The organism is Microbacterium sp. SGAir0570, assembly GCF_005491085.2.
Classification (GTDB): Bacteria; Actinomycetota; Actinomycetes; order Actinomycetales; family Microbacteriaceae; genus Microbacterium; species Microbacterium arborescens.
In genome coordinates, this window is the sequence record NZ_CP027929.1 from 2700021 (window position 1) to 2717119 (window position 17099).

The following is a 17099-nucleotide window of genomic DNA, read 5'->3' on the forward strand; positions in this document are numbered from 1 at the left end:
TGACACCCAGTGTCATTCGGGGTGATACTGGATGCCATGAGCGATGAAGCCGACCGTCACCTCGACGCGCTCCCCGGCGAGCGCGTCGCGTCATACGCCCTCACGGGCCGCCGTGACACCGATTACTACGGCGTCTTCGCCGACGTCGACGACGAAGACCGCGCCGCCTGGGATCGCGCCCGGGCCTTCGTCGATGAGGTGGGCGAGCGGATGCAGCACGCCTGGGACGCCGCGACCTACCCCCTCGACCTCGTCCGCCGGATGGGCGAGCTCGATCTCTTCGTCGACGGCATCGACCACCCCGAGCTCACGCGCATCACGCCACTCGGCGCGGGCATGGTGACGATGGAGATCTCCCGCGGCGACGGTTCGCTCGGCACGGCGCACGCGGTGCAGGGCGGGCTCGCGTTGCGCACCCTCGCCCTCTTCGGCTCCCCCGCTCAGCAGGAGCGCTGGCTGCGACCGCTCGCCGCGGGCGAAGTGCTGGGCGCCTTCGCGCTCACCGAGCCCGACCACGGCTCCGATTCGGTCTCGCTCGAGACGGTCGCCCGTCGCGAGGGCGACGAGTGGGTGCTGCGCGGGGCCAAGAAGTGGATCGGGAACGGGGCGTCGGGCGGCATCACGTTCGTGTGGGCTCGGGTCGACGATGAGGGCGACGAGCTGCACGGTGCGGTGCGCTGCTTCCTCGTCGAGCAGGACCGCCCGGGCTACACCGGCACCGTCATCGCGGGCAAGGCGTCGCTGCGCGGCATTCATCAGGCTCACGTGGCGCTGCGCGATGTGAGGCTGCCGGCCGATGCCGTCCTCGAGGGGACTCGTTCGTTCCGGGATGCCTCGACCGTGCTCTACGCCACGCGTTCCGGGGTCGCGTGGTCGGCGCTGGGTCACGCGACCGCGTGCTACGAGGCTGCCGTCACCTACGCCGGCGAGCGCATCCAGTTCGGGCGTCCGCTGGCCCGCTCGCAGATGGTGCAGGAGCGGCTGGCTCAGATGCTCGACGAGCTCACCGCGATGCAGCTCTACTGCCGCCGCCTCGCCGACCTCGAGACCTCGGGCGGCCTGCGTCCCACCCAGGCCTCGCTGGCGAAGTACCACAACACCCGGGCCGCGCGACGGATCGCGCAGATCGCGCGCGATCTGCTCGGGGGCAACGGCATCCTGCTCGAGAACGGCGTCATGCAGCACATGACCGACATCGAGGCCATCCACACCTACGAGGGCACGGAGAGCGTCCAAGCCCTCCTGCTCGGCCGCGACATCACGGGCGTCGGCGCGTTCGCCTGAGCCGCCGGCCGGCGAACTGCGACTCAGCGCGCGCGCCGGCGCACCACGATGACCGCCGCGAGCGCGATGATCCCCGCACCCGCCGCGAGGACGGCGATCGACGACCACGGCACGGCCGGTGATGAGAACCCCGAGGATGCCGGTTCGGGGAGCGGCACCCGATCGTCGCCGAGCGAGATCGGGGTCACGGTGACCTCGCCGGCGGCGAGGAACAGCGGCGCGAGCGGCAGCTCGATGCGCTGCGTCGCCGTGCCGCCGGGCAGCACCTCGAACGCCTCGGCGACGCCACCGCCGGGAAGAAGCCCCAACGGGCCCGCAGCCTCGGCGGCACCGCTGGCCCCGAAGCGGACGTTGCCGATGTTGGTCACCTGGTACTCCACCGTCAGGGTGCCGGGAGCGAAGGGGATCCACGAGGGCGTGAAGCTCGCGGTGGCCGCGTCGATGCGGAGCGCCGGAGCGATGTCACCGGCGACCTGCAGGTGCACGCGCACCCCGACGCGGTGCGTCACCGTCACCCCCGATCCCTCGGCGCTGAGCCCCACGACGATCCCCGCGGGGTGATCTCCCGGCGTCGCATCCGCCGGCACCGTGATCGTGACCGGGAGCACACGGGTCTCGCCCGCAGCGAGCGCGAGGCCGTCGCCGTCGAGCCCGCCGACGTCGATCCACGCGCCGCCCGCTTCCGGATCGTCGGCACGGACGTCGTACGCGCCGTCCGCGCCCACCACGCCGTCACCGGCGGCGACGGTGAACACCGCGGGCTCGACGGAATGGTTGGTGACCGCGATGGCATCGGTGATCGCGGCGCCCGGGTCGATCGTGTGGCGCAGCGACACGCGGCCGTCGGGGCCGGCGGCGTCGGCGGGGACGACGCCCCACTCGATCGCGGGCGGCTCCGGCGCCGCGGCCGATGCCGGGACGACGGCGAGCGACGCGGATGCCGTGAGCGCGGCGAGCACGCCGACCGCCAGCAGCACGGCACGGACGGGAAGGATGCGGGGCATGAGGTCTCCGGTGAGCTGGGGGCGGGGACGGGCCGGAGCCCGCCCCCGCCGATGCATCGCTGTCGCGCGGACCGGTCAGTCCTGGGCGAACAGGGTGAGCGTGATCTCGCTGCCGTACCGGCCGCCCGCGGCGTCGGCCGGGACCGTCAGATCCAGATCGGCCCCGATCACCGTCGAGCCCAGGCGCGACGTCCGGTCGGCGGTGGCGAGCGTCGCGGGCGCGGCGAGCGTCGCCCGGCCGCCCGCGGCGGCACCCGCCTCGGATCGGACGATGCGCGGCGCCCACGCGAGGTTTTCAGCCGACAGCGTGCGGTTGCCGGCCACGAAGTCCGTCGCCGTTCCCGCGAGCGTCCAGCCACGCCCCTGGGCGCGGACCTCGTTGCGCGTGTCGGCGACGGTCACGAGCGGCAGCGTGGCATCCAGATCCGCCCCGGAACCGCCGAACGAGACGCGCTCCCCGTGTCCGGCCACGCTCAGGCTGAGCGCGCCGTCCGCCGGCTGGCCGGCGATCGTGGCCTCGAGCGCGACCGCGTCCGCCGAGCTGCGTTCGCCGTGGCCGAGGACGTCGAAGATCGTCTCGCCGATCGCGGTGTTGTCGAGGTAGGCGCCGCGGACGAGATCCCACTGGTCGGCCCGGGCTTCGAGCACGTCGGCCCCGGCACCCTTGGCGAAGAGCGGGACGAGCGCGTTCGTGTGGCCGCCCGAGTGCCACGTCAGGTCGGGGAGCTGCCCCGCTGCCCCCGTCATCGGCGTCCATCCGGTCTCGGCACCGGCACCCGCGCCGGCGAGGTAGCCGGTCTCGTGGTCGGCGGTGACGATGACGAGCGTCTCGTCCCAGCTGCTGTTCTCCTCGACCCACGACTCGACGGCCTCGACGGCGTCGTTGAAGGCGATCTGCTCCTCGACGAGGCGCGTGGTCTGATTCGCGTGGCCGGCCCAGTCGACCGCGCCGCCCTCGACCATGAGGAAGAAGCCCTCGTCGCCCGTGTCGAGCACGTTCAGCGCTCCCCGGGCGAGAGTGTCGAGGTCGGCGACGTCATTCGCCGGATCGGTGTACGGCAGCGCGGTGTCGTTCGCCAGCCCGGGGCGGTTGTACTGCAGGGTCTCGGCGACCTGCGCGAGACCGAACACCTTGTCGGGGACGGCGGTGCCGGCGGCGAGAGCGTCGAAGTCGGCCTTGTCCTCGATGAAGGTGAACGGCGTCGCTCCGGTCGAGACGCGCTCGTAGTCGCGCTGCGCGATCCACGTCCAGTCGGCGGGGCGGGGCTCGTGTGCGTCGGTGTACATCGGGTGCCCGCCGCCCATCAGGACGTCCACGCCGCTGTCGATCATCTCGGCGGCCAGGCCCTGGTAGTCGTTTCGGTCGGCGTTGTGGGCGATGAAGCCCGCGGGGGTGGCGTGGTTGAACGGTACGGAGGTGACGAGCCCGACCTTCTTCCCGACCTCCTGCGCCTGCTCGCCCACGGTGAGCAGGCGATCACCGCCCGGTGCGAAGCCGAGCGTCCCGTTGTTCGTCTTCACGCCGGTTCCGAGTGCCGTGCCCGCCGCGGCGGAGTCGGTGGCGCCCGAGGCGACCCAGCCGAAGTCTCCCCACGCCTTCTCGGTGACGTACTCCGCCCGGCCCGACGCCGAGTAGTGAGACTGGGCCACCTGGACGGGCCAGGTCTCGTAGACCTGACCGGGCGTGGCCGCCTCATGCGCGATCGCGCCGGTCGCGGGATCGACGGCGACCTGGTGCGCGCTCGTCCCGTGCTCGTAGAGGCTCGCGGCGTCGAACTGGTTGTAGCCTGCGCCGTCCGAGATCATCAGGATGACGTTCTTCGGAACGGATGCCGCGTCGGCATCGGCCGCGCTCGCGGCGACGGCCGGGACCGACGCGAGGACGAGACCGGCGGCGACGCTCGTCGCGGTCAGGGTGCAGGCGCGCGTATGCGCTCTCCGGTGCATGGAGATCCTCTTTCGTATCTGGGGGGAGGTGCGAAAGCCGCCGCGTGCGGGCGGCACCTCCACCGTCCTCGGCGGGGGTGGCCGCGCGGCGACCTCGAGGCGACGCGCGGGTGAACGGGAGCAACCGCGGAGGTGACCACGATGAATCGCGCCCTGCCCCGCGCGCGGCTCGAGCGCAACCCCGCGTCCGGGGCGGCGCGGTCCGCTAGCGTCGTCGTCATGAGCCTGTTCCGACGCAGACCGCGGCCCGAGATCGTGCTGGCGGATGCCATCGACCGCGACGCCGAACGACCCCCCGCGGGCCTGTGGGCCGACGGCTTCGGCCGGCTCGCGATCCGCGGCGTGCAGATCATCGTCCTCGTGATCATCGCGATCGGCGTCGTCTACGTGCTGCGGCAGGTGTCCGTCGTGGCCATCCCGCTCATCCTCGCGCTCATCTTCGCGTGCGCGTTCGCCCCCGCCATGGGCTGGATGCGCCGCCACGGCGTACCGTCGCTGCTCGCGACGATCATCACCCTCCTCACGATCGTGGTGCTGCTGAGCGGCCTGTCGTGGCTCATCGTCTGGGCCGTCCGCGACCAGTGGGACGACCTGTACTCGCAGGCGGAAGAGGGCTTCCAGCAGCTCGTCGCGTGGGCGCAGACGCTTCCCTTCTCGATCGATCAGGAGCAGATCGACGAGTGGCTGGGCGCTCTCGGCGATTTCGTCACCAGCGCTCAGTTCGGTTCGGGCGCCATCGCGGGCGTCAGCGCCGTGGCGACCTTCATCACCGGCGCCGTGCTGCTGGTGGTGATCCTGTTCTTCTTCCTCAAGGACGGACCCCGCATGTGGGAGTTCCTGCTGCGCCCGTTCCGCGGGGCGAACGAGATGCGCGCCCGTCGCATCGGCGACAAGACGGTGGTCGTGCTCGGCTCCTACATCCGCGGCACCGCGGCTGTCGCCTTCGTCGACGCGGTCGGCATCTTCATCGCGCTGCTCGTGCTCCAGGTGCCCCTCGCCATCCCCCTCGCCGTGCTCGTCTTCCTCCTGGCCTTCATCCCGATCGTGGGTGCGACCCTGGCCGGCATCCTGGCCGCACTCGTCGCCCTCGTCGCGAACGGCCCGCTCAACGCCGTCCTCGTCGTCGGCGCCGTCGTGCTCGTCAACCAGCTCGAGGGCAACTTCCTCCAGCCGGTCCTCATGGGCCGCACCATGAAGCTGCACTCGTTCGTCGTGCTCGTCGCTCTGACCGCCGGCACCGCGATCGGCGGCATCCTGGGCACCCTGCTCGCCGTCCCGATCACCGCCGTCGTGTGGGGCATCGTGCAGGTGTGGGACGGCCCGAACCTTCCAGCCCGCTGGGCCCGGCCCAAGCCCCGCGAACAGCTGCAGGACTGAGGGATCGCGATGACGTACGACATCCCCGCCCCGATGCTCGCGAAGGCGGTGCCCGCGATCCCGGATCCGGGCCGCTATGAGGCGGGGCTGTCGTTCGAGCCCAAGTGGGACGGATTCCGTGCGATCGTCTCGTGGGACGGCGAGAGCGTCGAGATCGGCAGCCGAGGGGCGAAGCCTCTCACCCGCTACTTCCCCGAGCTCGTCGACGCGTTCGCGCGGCTGCTTCCCGAGCCGTGCCTCATCGACGGCGAGATCGTCGTGGCGACCGACACGGGGGCCGGCCGGCGGCTGCAGTGGGAGGCACTGTCGCAGCGGATCCACCCCGCGGCCTCCCGCGTGGCTCTGCTCAGCCGGCAGACCCCGGCGATGTTCATCGCGTTCGATCTCCTGGCCCGCGGCGAGCACGATCTCCAGGGCGATCCCTTCTCGCGGCGACGCAGCGAGCTCGTCGATCTGCTTCGCACCGTGCCCGATCCGATCCACGTGACGCGCGCGACGGACGACGTGGACACCGCCCGCCGCTGGCTCGCCGAGTTCGAGGGCGCGGGGCTCGACGGCGTCGTCGCCAAGCCCAACGATCAGCCGTACGCCCCGGGCAAGCGCACGATGCTCAAGATCAAGCATGCCCGCACCGCGGACGTCGTCGCGATCGGATACCGCATCCACAAGTCCGGCACAGGCGTCGGCTCGCTCCTCGTCGGTCTCTACGGCGACGACGGCGCGCTGCACGGCGTCGGCGGCGTTTCGGCCTGGAGCGACAAACGGCGCCGCGAGCTGATCGACGAGCTCGAACCGCTGGTCGAGCGGGATGCCGCCGGGGAAGCGGTCACCGGTGAGTCCGACCGCTCGCGCTTCGCGTCGTCGAAAGACGTCTCGTTCGTCCGGCTGCGTCCCGAGCTCGTGCTCGAGGTGCGCTACGACCAGCTCGAGGGACGGCGGTTCCGGCACACGGTCCAGTTCGAGCGCTGGCGCCACGACCGGGACGCCCGCTCGTGCACGTTCGACCAGCTCGAGACGGCCGCGGCCTACGACCTGGCCGACGTCCTGGACTGACGGCGCGGCCGACACCGCCCGTTCACTCCGCGGCCACCGGTCGTTGCGCGCCCCTTCCTAGCGTGCGGGAGTCGCTCTCCCCCGCACCGAAGGACCGCCGCATGCCTCCCGCTCCCTCCCGTCCGCAGTCGCGCCCGCGTCGCACCGCCGTCCCCGCTGCAGCCGTTGCCGCGTTCACCGCCGCGTGTCTCACCCTCGGCACGGCGGCGCCGGCCGGCGCCGCCGACGGAGAACTCCTCGACGACGGTGCGATCGCGCCGCACGCAGCCCCCTACGGCACGTTCGTCGACACCTACACGGCGAACAGCTCCGCCAACGCGACCCCCGGGACGAACCCCGCGATCGGCGTGCTCTCGGGCATGCTCGACCTCTGGCAGCCGGGCGCCACATGGGACAGCGGGCGGGCGACGGATGCCGGCGCACCGGTGCTCGACGCCAACATCGCGCGCAACGTCGAGGTGGCGCACACGCGCACGGCAGCGCAGGAGTCCGCCGCCTGGGTGTTCGACCGCCGCCATCAGAGCTACAGCGCCGTCGACGGGCTCGGTCCCGCCGCGGCCGCCTTCCGCGAGGCGATGAACGCCGGCACCACGATCCCGGGCACCGTTCCCGCCGATGCCACGACCGTGCGCTACGACGACGGCGGCAACTCCGCGGGACGCTGGGCCGACCCCGGCTCCGAGCTCGGTTCGGTCGTGTCCCTCGTCGACACGGTCCGCGGGCCCGCGGCATCGTCGAACCCGTCGAAGAACTTCTTCGGCTACAAGCGGCCGTTCCGGTGGGTCGACGACTCGATCATCGTCCCCGCGCTGCTGCCGGTGCGCAAGCCCGACAGCGAGGCGGCGAGCGACGGCGGCTTCCCGAGCGGTCACACCAACGCCGCCTACCTCGCGTCGTTCGCCCTCGCCGACGCGGCGCCGCAATATCAGGACCAGCTCATCGCGAACGCCGCCGAGATCGGCGACAGCCGGATCGTGGCGGGGATGCACTCGTCGCTCGATGTCATCGGCGGCCGCGTGCTGGCGACCGCCCTCGCCGCCGCCAGCCTCAACGATCCGGCCAACGCCGAGCTGCGTGCCGCCGCATCGGCCGAGGCGCAGGGGCTGCTGGCGACGCTCCCCGCCGCGGCATCCCCGCCCGTGCTCGACGACGCCGGCTACGACGCCCTCGCGCAGGAGTACCGCGAGCGCATGACGTACGGGTTGCCGACGACGGGCGACACCGGCCGGGCGGCGCGCGTGCCGGCCGGTGCGGAGGTGCTTCTCGAGCACCGGCTGCCCTACCTCGACGCCGAGCAGCGCCGCTGGGTGCTCTTCTCCACGGCCATCGACTCCGGCCACGCCGTGCTCGACGACCCCGAGGGCTGGGGGCGGCTCAACCTGTTCGAGGCGTCGAACGGATACGGTGCCTTCGACACCGATGTCACGGTGACGATGGACGCCGAGGCCGGCGGCTTCGCGGCGGCGGACGAGTGGCGCAACGACATCGACGGTGCCGGGTCGCTGACGAAGGACGGCTCGGGCGCCCTCATCCTGTCGGGCGAGAACTCCTACGCGGGCGGCACCGTCGTCGCCGCCGGAACCCTCCGGGCCGCGGCGCCCACCGCGCTCGGTGCGGGAGACCTCACGGTGGCCGGCGGCTCGCTCGTGGAGACGACGTCGGGGCTGACCGTGGGCGGCGACTTCGCGCAGGCGGAAGCCGCCACGCTCGAGCTGTCGGTCGACGACGCAGTTCCCGCTCTCGCGATCTCCGGTACGGCCAGGCTCGGCGGGACCCTCCGCGTCGATCTCGCCGGGGCCGCCCCGGTCTCGCCCCTGCGGCTGATCTCCTACGGCTCCCGTGCCGCCGACACCAGCTTCGACGCGGTCGAGCTCACCGGCGCCGGGGCGGGCTTCGACGCCACGCTGGAATACCGCTCCGACGGCGTCTACCTGGTCGAGGCCGCGGCCCCCGGCGAGGTGCCGGGTGAGACGCCCGGCGAGATCCCGGGACAGACCCCGGGCGTCCCGGCGCCCGCCGACCCGGATGCCGCCGGAAGCGGCTCGGCCGCTGCCGGCGGCGACGGCGACGCAGCAGGGCCGGCCGCCGACCGCATCGCTCGAACCGGCGGCGAAGGGGCGCCGATCGGCTTGATGATCGGGGGCGTCCTCCTGGCAGCGGGCGGCGGAGCCGTGCTGCTCTCGCGCGGCCGACGTCCGGCGCGGCGCTGACCGGACCGCGACCGGATTGGTCCGGCTGATCCTCCCACCCGGGCCCACGCCGCGGGTGGGAGGATCGAACCATGCGGGATGACCAGCACGACGACGTCCCCGACGGCACCGCCGAACTGCACCTCGAGCCGTTGCGATTCATCGCACGGACGGATGCGGTGCTGCGCCTCGGGACGCTCATGCTCGGCGCCGGTGCCTCGTCGGCGCGGGTGCGCGACACGATGGACCGCACCGCCCACGGGCTCGGTCTCGAACGCCTGGAATCCCGCGTCGGGATGACCGACATCGTCATCACCGCCCAGCGGGGACAGCTGTTCCGAACGCGCGTGGCCGAGGTGCGGCATCCGGTCGTCAACTCCGAGCGCATCGCCGAGGTCATGCACCTCTCGCACCGGGTCGCGGGGGGTGTCACCGCCGACGAGCTGCAGCGTGAGCTCGACCGGATCGAACGGATGCCGCCGCGCTACCCGGCCGCGGTGCGGGTGCTCGCCGCGGCCGCGGCCTGCACGGCCTTCGCGTTCCTGAACAACGGCGGCTGGGCGGAGTGCCTCAGCGTCGCGCTGGCCGTCGCGCTCGGCCAGTACGTGCGCATCCGCGGAGCCCGGCTGCAGGTCAACGAGTTCCTCCTCGTGTTCCTGTCGGCCTCGGCCGCTCTCCTGGCCTTCCTCGGCGTCTCGCACCTGATCGAACTGCTCGGCGCGCCGTCGCCGCAGTACGGCGCGGCCCTGACGAGCGCCGTGCTCTACCTCGTCCCCGGCTTCCCCCTCGTCACGGGCGCGCTCGACCTCGCCCGACTCGACCTCAACGCGGGGGTGAACCGCGTCGTGTACGCGTGCCTGGTGCTGCTGTCGACGGGGTGCGCGGTGTGGGCGGTGGCTGCCGTCTTCCAGACGAGTGCCGTCGCCGTCGCCGCCCCGGAACTGGGCGAGCCGCTGCTGTCGCTGGGACGCCTCGTCGCGGGGTTCGTCGGCGTCATGGGCTTCGCGCTGCTGTTCTCGACGCCGTGGCGCATCGCTCTCGCCGCGGCGGCGATCGGCACGATCGCCAACGTGGGCCGTCTGCTCATGATCGACCACGGCGCGATGCAGCCCGTCGCGGCAGCGGCCGCCGGCGTCGCCGTCGGATTCGGGGCCTTCGCCGTCTCCCGCTTCGTGCGGGCGCCGCGCATCACGCTGACCGTGCCGGCCGTCCTCATCATGGTGCCGGGAGCGTCGGCCTACCGCGCGATCGTCGGCACCATCGAGGGCGACACGATCAGCGCCGTGCAGTACGGGGTCACCGCCGTGTTCGTCGTCGTCGCTCTGGCGGTGGGTCTCACCGTCGCCCGTGTCGTCACCGAGCGCGAATGGCAGCGCCCCTCCGCACGGTGACGCGAGCGATTCGCGCCGCCGCGGCGCCGGCGCCGGCGCCGCTGTGGCTACTCGGGCTGCCGAGCGCGGCTGGGCTGCACGCGCGGCGGCTCGCCCGGCATCTTGGGGAACTCCGGCGGGAACGGCAGCTCTCCGAGTCCGGCATCCAGATCGCGCTGCCACCACTCCAGGAGGGTGTCGATGCGGCCGGGCGCGGCCTGCAGCTCGGCCCAGGGATCGCCGATCTCGGCCAGCCGCTGCGGCACCGAGCGGACCGTGAACGATGACGGGTCGACTCCGGCCTCGAGCTCGTCCCAGGTGATCGGGGTGGCGACGGTCGCCGCCGGCAGCGCCCGCGCACTGTAGGCACCGGCCATCGTGCGGTCGCGGTTGGCCTGGTTGAAGTCGACGAAGATGCGCTCGCCCCGCTCCTCCTTCCACCAGTTCGTCGTGACGCGGTCGGGCATCCGGCGCTCCAGCTGGCGTCCGGCGGCGATGACCGCGTGACGGACGTCGAGGAACTCGTGCGTCGGCTCGACGGGGCAGAACACGTGCAGCCCGCGGTTGCCGCTGGTCTTGAGGAACGCCGTCAGCCCCGCCTCGGCGAGGACCTCGCGCAGGGCGGGTGCGACGGTCGCGGCATCCCCGAAGTCGGTCCCCGGCTGCGGGTCGAGGTCGATCCGCAGCTCGACGGGGTTGTCGGTGTTCGCGGCGAGCGACGCCCACGGGTGGAAGACGACGGTGTTCATCTGCACCGCCCAGACGACGGCGGCGGTCTCGCTCAGAACGACCTGCGGATGCCGCCGCCCGCTGTTGTAGGTGCACACGACCTGATCGACGTAGCCCGGAGCGCCCTTCGGCGGATTCTTCGAGAAGAACCGCTCGCCGTCGATGGTGTCGGGGAAGCGCTCGAGCGAGACGGGGCGATGGCCGTTCGCGCGGAGGAACGGCTCGGAGACGGCGATCGCATACTCGGCGTACTCGTGCTTGGTGATCCCCAGCTCGGGCCACAGCACACGATTGGGGCTCGACAGGCCGACCTCCCGGCCACCGTCAGGGCCCGGCACGGTCAGGGTGATGCGCTCGCTCGCCATGGCCCGACCCTAGGGCGTCGGGCTCGGATGACGTACCCCCTGGACAATCCCCTCGGCGGAATGCTCGGCGACGGAGCCGACGTATCGATACACCTGTCGGATCGGCGGTGCTGGTTGTGCCTCGAGCCGGGAGCCAGGGCTCACGAGCCCCGCAGGCCCGACGGATGTATCAGCGCGACGGCGTCGTCAGGATGCCGGTGGCTCGGAGGCCGGCTCGGGAGCCGGCTCGGCCGGCGCAGGCGCAGGCGCGGGGTCGGGCTCGTCGGCGCGCGCGAGGACGGGGCCGAGATCGGCCCGATCGACGTGGATCCACGGCCCACCCGGGTCGACGATGACGCCGCTCAGTGCGGGGTTCGACTGCAGAGCCCGTCCGAGCTGCGCGGCGGTGACCGGCACCGGACGGTCGCCGCGCTGAAGCACGAGCACCTCGAGCGGGTGCGAGTAGACCTCGAGGCGCCGCTCGCCCGACGCGGTGCGCGACTCGGCGAGGCCGAGCTGACCGCTGTCGCCCGCGGGACCCGCGGCGACCCACAGCGGCGCCTGCGCGAGGGCCTCGCCCACGGCGGCAGCGGTCTCGCCGCTGCGCGGTCCGGCGAGCAGGTTCTTGATCGTGAAGGCGGGATCGCCCTCCTCGAACGCCTTCGTGATGAGCTGCACGGGAAGCACGATGCGCGAGCCTGCGACCGCGTGATCGATGATGAGCCCCTCGTACGGCCCCTCGATGGCGTTGCGGAAGACGTTCGCGACCGGAAGCCCGAGCGCCGAGGTGTCACGATCGCCGTCGGCCTCGACGCTCGCGCGAAGCGACGCGCCGCCGGTGAAGGCGAGGAGGAAGCGGGCTCCGTCGATCTGCGAGACGGCCAGGGTGATCGGCTTGCCCTCGGCCGTGAGTGCGCGCGCATCGCCGCGCACGCGGACGTACATCGTGCCCTGCATGCTCTGGCGCATGACGTTCATGACGTCGACGTTGCCGGGCTTCTCGGGCAACGAGGCCAGCGCCGCCTGCACCAGCGTGTTGTCGGGCATGCCCGTCACCGTCTCGGTGCGAGCGGGCGCCTCTGCCGGCGGGCGGGTGACCGTTCGCTGGGGCTGGGCCGGAGCGACGGGCTGAGCGGGCGCGCCGAACGTCGACATCGAGATGCCCACGTGGGGTACGGTCTCGACCGGCGCCTCCTCGGCGGCGGGTGCGGCGGCATGGCCGTCGACGTCGGCGTCGACCTCGTCGGCGTTCGTGGTCTGGCTCGTGGTGTCTCGCGCGGAGCGCTTGAAGATCGCCATGCCCTCGAGCCTAACCCGCACCCCCGGCGCATCGCCGGGGGGTTGCGTCACAGCTTGACGATCGGTGCGATCTTGATGAGCAGCTTCTTCGGGCCGGCCGAATCGAAGCGGACGTGCGCAACGCGCTTGGCCCCCTCGCCCGTGACCGCGTCGACCCGGCCCTCGCCGAAGTCGTCGTGCTTGATGCGATCGCCGGGTCCGAGCTCGAGATCGCCGTTGTCGCGGACCTTGGCCGGGATGCGATTGGCGAACTTGGCGATGTCGCCGCTCTTCTCCCGGCGCGGGAGCGGCACGAGATCGTCGCCGTAGCGCTTGCCCGACCCGCCGAATCCGCCGCCGGAGCCACCCGTCCGCCGTCCGTTGAGCGCGCGCGACTGCATGCCGCCGCGCGAGTTCACGTCGCCGGGGGACTGCCGCCAGTCGATCAGGTCGTGCGGGATCTCCTGCAGGAAACGGCTCGGCATGGCGGCGGAGACCTCACCGAACTGCGCCCGGGTCATGGCGAGCGAGAGGTGCAGGCGCTTGCGCGCTCGGGTGAGCGCGACGTAGAAGAGGCGTCGCTCTTCCTGCGGACCGCCGGGCTCGTTCGCCGAGATGCGGTGCGGGATGAGGTCCTCTTCCACGCCCGTGACGAACACGGCGTCGTACTCGAGGCCCTTCGCGGTGTGCATCGTCATGAGCGACACGGTTCCCGAGGCGTCGTCGAGATCGTCGGCGTCGGCGACGAGCGCGACCTCGGTGAGGAAGTCGAGGATGGTGCCCTCGGGGTTGTTGCGGGCGAACTCGCGCGTCACCGCGATGAGCTCGTCGAGGTTCTCGAGGCGCGCCTCGTCCTGGGGGTCGCGGCTCGCGCGCAGCGCATCCATGTAGCCCGACTTGTTGAGCAGAACCGTCAAGCCCTCGGTCACGGCTGTCGGCGGAGCGATCTCGCCCGAGCTCGGCAGCATGATCTCGGACGCCTCGGCGAGCACGGCGTCGAGCTGCGCGATCGCGGCCTGGATCTTCGGCCCCACACCCAGCGCCGAGGCGTTGGCGAGTGCATCGCGGAAGGTGATCTGGTGGTCGGCCGCGTACCGGGCGATGGACGTCTCGGTCACGTCGCCGATCCCGCGACGCGGACGGTTCAGGATGCGGCGCACCGCCAGTTCGTCGGCGGGGTTCGCCACGGCGACGACGTAGGCCAGCGCGTCCTTGATCTCGGCACGGTCGTAGAACTTCGTGCCGCCCATGATCTTGTACGGGATCGCCGCGCGGATGAAGATCTCTTCCAGCGCGCGCGACTGCGAGTTCGTGCGGTAGAACACCGCCATCTGCGAGTACGGCACCGACGAGCGGTGCAGCGCTTCGATCTCATCGGCGACGAACTGGGCCTCGTCGTGCTGCGAGTAGCCGGTGAAGCCGACGATCGCGTCGCCGGCGCCGACATCCGTCCAGAGCTTCTTGTCTTTGCGGTCGAAGTTGTTCGAGATGACGGCGTTCGCGGCCGAGAGGATGTTCTGCGTCGAGCGGTAGTTCTGCTCGAGGAGCACGACCTTCGCACCGGGATAGTCGCGCTCGAACTCGGTGATGTTGCGGATGTCGGCGCCGCGGAACGCGTAGATCGACTGGTCGGAGTCGCCGACGACGGTCAGCGAGGCCGCCTCGACCTCGGGGGCCGACTCGGGCTCGAAGATCATCATGCCGCCCGATGAGAACGCGTCGCCGCCCTGTCCCTGAACGGGACGGGTCAGCTCGTGGATCAGCGCGTACTGAGCGTGGTTGGTGTCCTGATACTCGTCGACGAGGATGTGCCGGAACCGCTTGCGGTAGACGTCGGCGACGTGCGGGAACGCGCGGAACAGGTACACAGTCTGGGCGATGAGGTCGTCGAAGTCGAAGGCGTTGGCGCGCTGGAGGGCGGACTGGTACGCGCCGAAGAGTTCGACGAAGACGCGCTCGGCGGGATCGGACATGTTCGCCTGGCGCGCGTACGAATCGGCGTCGGCGAGCTCGTTCTTGAGCTTCGAGATGCGGCTCTGGACACCAGCGGGGGTCAGACCGAAGGCGTCGGCCTCGTGCTCTTTCACGAGACGCTTGATGAGCGCGCGCGAGTCGCCCGAGTCGTAGATCGTGAAGTTCTTGGTGAAGCCGAACTGCTGCGCCTCGCGCCGGAGGATCCGCACGCAGGCCGAGTGGAACGTCGAGATCCACATGCCCTGCGCGCTGTCGCCGATCAGCTGCTGCACGCGCTCGCGCATCTCGCCGGCAGCCTTGTTGGTGAAGGTGATGGCGAGGATCTGGCTCGGCCACGCCTCTCGGCCGCGTAGAAGCGACGCGATGCGATGAGTGAGCACCCGCGTCTTGCCGGAGCCGGCGCCCGCCACGATCAGCAGGGCCGGGCCGCGATAGGTCACAGCTTCACGCTGGGGCGGGTTGAGACCCTCGAGGAGGTCGGCGTCGGGACGCTCGCCCGAGGAGGCGCCGGGGCGCGCGGATGCGGCGGACCCGACGATGACGGGCTTGATGGGCTCTGGCATGACTGTTCGATTCTACGTTCGGCCGCCGACACCCGCCCGGCGGCTCAGAGCAGGCGACGGGCCGTCGCCCAGGCGGTCAACTCGTGCCGCGACGACAGCTGCAGTTTGCGCAGCACCGCGGAGACATGCGTCTCGACCGTCTTCACCGAGATGAACAGGTCGGCCGCGACCTCCTTGTAGGCATAGCCGCGCGCGATGAGGCGCATGACCTCCTGCTCGCGCGACGACAGCCGGTCGAGCTCGTCGACCGCCGTCGCCGTCTCGCCCGCCACCGCGCCGAACGCGTCGAGCACGAAACCGGCGAGGCGCGGCGAGAAGACGGCGTCGCCGCCCGCCACCGCCACGACGGCCCGGCTCACCTCGTCACCCGACGACCCCTTGGTGATGTATCCCCGCGCACCGGCTCGGATGACGCGGACGACGTCGTCGGCGGCATCCGACACGCTCAGCGCGAGGAACCGCGCCGGTGTCGGGGCGGTCCGGCCGATCACCTCGGCGCCCCCGGCACGGTCCTCGCCCGACCCGCCGGGAAGATGCACGTCGAGCAGCACGACGTCGGGCTCCGTTCGCGCGATGACCTCGGCGGCGGACTCCACGTCGGCCGCCTCGCCGACGACGGCGATCCCGGCGGACAGATCCGCGCGGAGCCCCGACCGGAAGATGGAGTGGTCGTCGACGATGACCACGCGCAGCCGATCAGCCACGCGCATCTCCGGGGCCGCCGACGTGGAGGTGGATCTCGGAGCCGCCCGATGCCGCCGTCCGGACCGTTGCCGATCCCCCGGCGCGCCGCATCCGGCCGATGACCGACTCACGGACGCCCAGCCGATCGTCCGGGATCGCGGTCACGTCGAACCCGGGGCCGCGATCCCGGACGTACACGTCCACCCCGCGGGAGCCGCCCTCGATGTAGACCGAGACGTCGCCGCCTGCGTGGCGGGCGGCGTTGAGCATCGCCTCGCGCGCCGCCGCCGCCAGTTCGCCGCTGGCCTGCTCCGCCGACAGCCCGGCCGAGACCACGTCGATCCGCACCGCGTAATCGAGCTCGAGCGCGGCGGCGTAGTCGCGCAGGTCGGTGACGAGATCGCTGTCGGGATGCGCCTCGCCGTCGAAGAGCCAGGCGCGGAGCTCGCGCTCCTGCGCCCGGGCGATGCGGGCGGCCTCGCTCGAGGCGCCCGCCGTGTTCTGGATGAGCGCGAGAGTCTGCAGCACCGAATCATGCAGGTGCGCCGCCATCGCGCTTCGCTGCTCCTCGCGGATGCGCCGCACGCGCTCCCCCGACAGATCACCCCACCGGCTCGCGAGGGCGGACCCGACGAGCGCGATCAGTCCCGCGACGGGAACGGCCAGGGCAGGAAGCGCCACGATCCCGTCGGAGTCGACGCGCGGCAGCATCGCGAGGAGCACGACGAACAGGATGCCGGCCGCGGCGGCCCGCACCGCGACGGCGTGTCGGTCTCCGCGATCGACGTCACGCCGGTCGACGAGCTCCGCCCAGCATCCGGCGGCCGTCGCGAGCACGCTCACGAACGCGACGACGGCGGCGAGCGCCGGCGAGAACGACCGTGACGTCCAGGCGTCACGCGCCTCGACGGCCAGCACCGCGACGAGGACCGGCAGTGCGACGGTCGCCGCCGACACACCGATCCACGCCATCGGGGCCCGGCGTGTCGGCGCGGCCGGACCCGGCTGCCACGGCACGAGGACCCAGAGCCACAGGTACAGCAGCGGCCCCGCCCCCGCGACGAGCGTCAGGACGACGAACAGCGCACGGATGCTGCCCGCACCGACCCCGAGGTGCCTCGCGAGCCCCGCGCTGACGCCCGAGACGATGCTGTCGCGCGAGCGCTCCAGCGGCGGTCGCGCGCCCGGGCCGATGACCGGTCGCGGGGGCGGAGGTCCCGGGTGCACGGCGGGAGTCGCGAGAGCGGAGGACATGGCCACATCCAATCACTCCGGTCGCGCCGGCACACCGGCGCCGGAGCAG

Annotated in this window: 12 protein-coding genes; 5 read left to right on the forward strand and 7 right to left on the reverse strand. The window is 72.1% G+C overall.

Annotation, left to right across the window (positions count from 1 at the left end; genetic code table 11):
• Nucleotides 1-36: 36 nt before the first annotated feature.
• Nucleotides 37-1284 (forward strand): acyl-CoA dehydrogenase family protein, encoded by a 1248-nt coding sequence (locus C1N74_RS12825; protein ID WP_137750667.1) that lies wholly within the window; start codon nucleotides 37-39, stop codon nucleotides 1282-1284.
• Nucleotides 1285-1307: 23 nt separating this feature from the next.
• Here the strand turns inward: C1N74_RS12825 and C1N74_RS12830 are convergent, their stop codons facing one another.
• Nucleotides 1308-2288, reverse strand: a complete 981-nt coding sequence (locus C1N74_RS12830; RefSeq protein WP_064955116.1) for a hypothetical protein — start codon at nucleotides 2286-2288, stop codon at nucleotides 1308-1310.
• Nucleotides 2289-2363: 75 nt separating this feature from the next.
• Nucleotides 2364-4235, reverse strand: a complete 1872-nt coding sequence (locus C1N74_RS12835; RefSeq protein ID WP_103843229.1) for an alkaline phosphatase — start codon at nucleotides 4233-4235, stop codon at nucleotides 2364-2366.
• 219 nt (nucleotides 4236-4454) lie between these two features.
• On the opposite strand from C1N74_RS12835, the gene C1N74_RS12840 reads away from it, so the two are divergent.
• From C1N74_RS12840 to C1N74_RS12855, 4 genes are all read left to right on the forward strand, one after another.
• Nucleotides 4455-5612 (forward strand): AI-2E family transporter, encoded by a 1158-nt coding sequence (locus C1N74_RS12840; RefSeq protein ID WP_137750668.1) that lies wholly within the window; start codon nucleotides 4455-4457, stop codon nucleotides 5610-5612.
• A gap of 9 nt (nucleotides 5613-5621) precedes the next feature.
• Nucleotides 5622-6665: an ATP-dependent DNA ligase gene (locus tag C1N74_RS12845; protein WP_137750669.1), complete on the forward strand. Its 1044-nt coding sequence runs from the start codon at nucleotides 5622-5624 to the stop codon at nucleotides 6663-6665.
• A 101-nt stretch (nucleotides 6666-6766) separates the two neighbouring features.
• On the forward strand, nucleotides 6767-8875 hold the full coding sequence (locus tag C1N74_RS12850) for a phosphatase PAP2 family protein (RefSeq protein WP_137750670.1): 2109 nt from the start codon (nucleotides 6767-6769) through the stop codon (nucleotides 8873-8875).
• A 71-nt stretch (nucleotides 8876-8946) separates the two neighbouring features.
• Nucleotides 8947-10245 carry a threonine/serine exporter ThrE family protein gene (locus C1N74_RS12855; RefSeq protein WP_137750671.1) on the forward strand — a complete coding sequence of 433 codons (1299 nt, stop codon included), beginning with the start codon at nucleotides 8947-8949 and terminating at the stop codon, nucleotides 10243-10245.
• A gap of 47 nt (nucleotides 10246-10292) precedes the next feature.
• On the opposite strand, the gene ligD is transcribed toward C1N74_RS12855, so the two are convergent.
• From ligD to C1N74_RS12880, 5 genes are all read right to left on the reverse strand, one after another.
• Nucleotides 10293-11318 carry a non-homologous end-joining DNA ligase gene (ligD, locus tag C1N74_RS12860; protein WP_137750672.1) on the reverse strand — a complete coding sequence of 342 codons (1026 nt, stop codon included), beginning with the start codon at nucleotides 11316-11318 and terminating at the stop codon, nucleotides 10293-10295.
• A gap of 186 nt (nucleotides 11319-11504) precedes the next feature.
• On the reverse strand, nucleotides 11505-12596 hold the full coding sequence (locus C1N74_RS12865) for an SseB family protein (protein ID WP_137750673.1): 1092 nt from the start codon (nucleotides 12594-12596) through the stop codon (nucleotides 11505-11507).
• A 47-nt stretch (nucleotides 12597-12643) separates the two neighbouring features.
• Nucleotides 12644-15112: an ATP-dependent helicase gene (locus C1N74_RS12870; protein WP_071919168.1), complete on the reverse strand. Its 2469-nt coding sequence runs from the start codon at nucleotides 15110-15112 to the stop codon at nucleotides 12644-12646.
• Between the two features lie 44 nt (nucleotides 15113-15156).
• Complete coding sequence (locus C1N74_RS12875; RefSeq protein WP_181405535.1) at nucleotides 15157-15822, reverse strand: response regulator transcription factor; 666 nt, start codon at nucleotides 15820-15822, stop codon at nucleotides 15157-15159.
• Entirely contained in the window at nucleotides 15809-17050 is a 1242-nt protein-coding gene (locus C1N74_RS12880; protein ID WP_137750675.1) for an ATP-binding protein, read from the reverse strand. Before C1N74_RS12880 ends, C1N74_RS12875 begins: the two co-directional genes overlap by 14 nt.
• Between the last annotated feature and the right edge of the window lie 49 nt (nucleotides 17051-17099).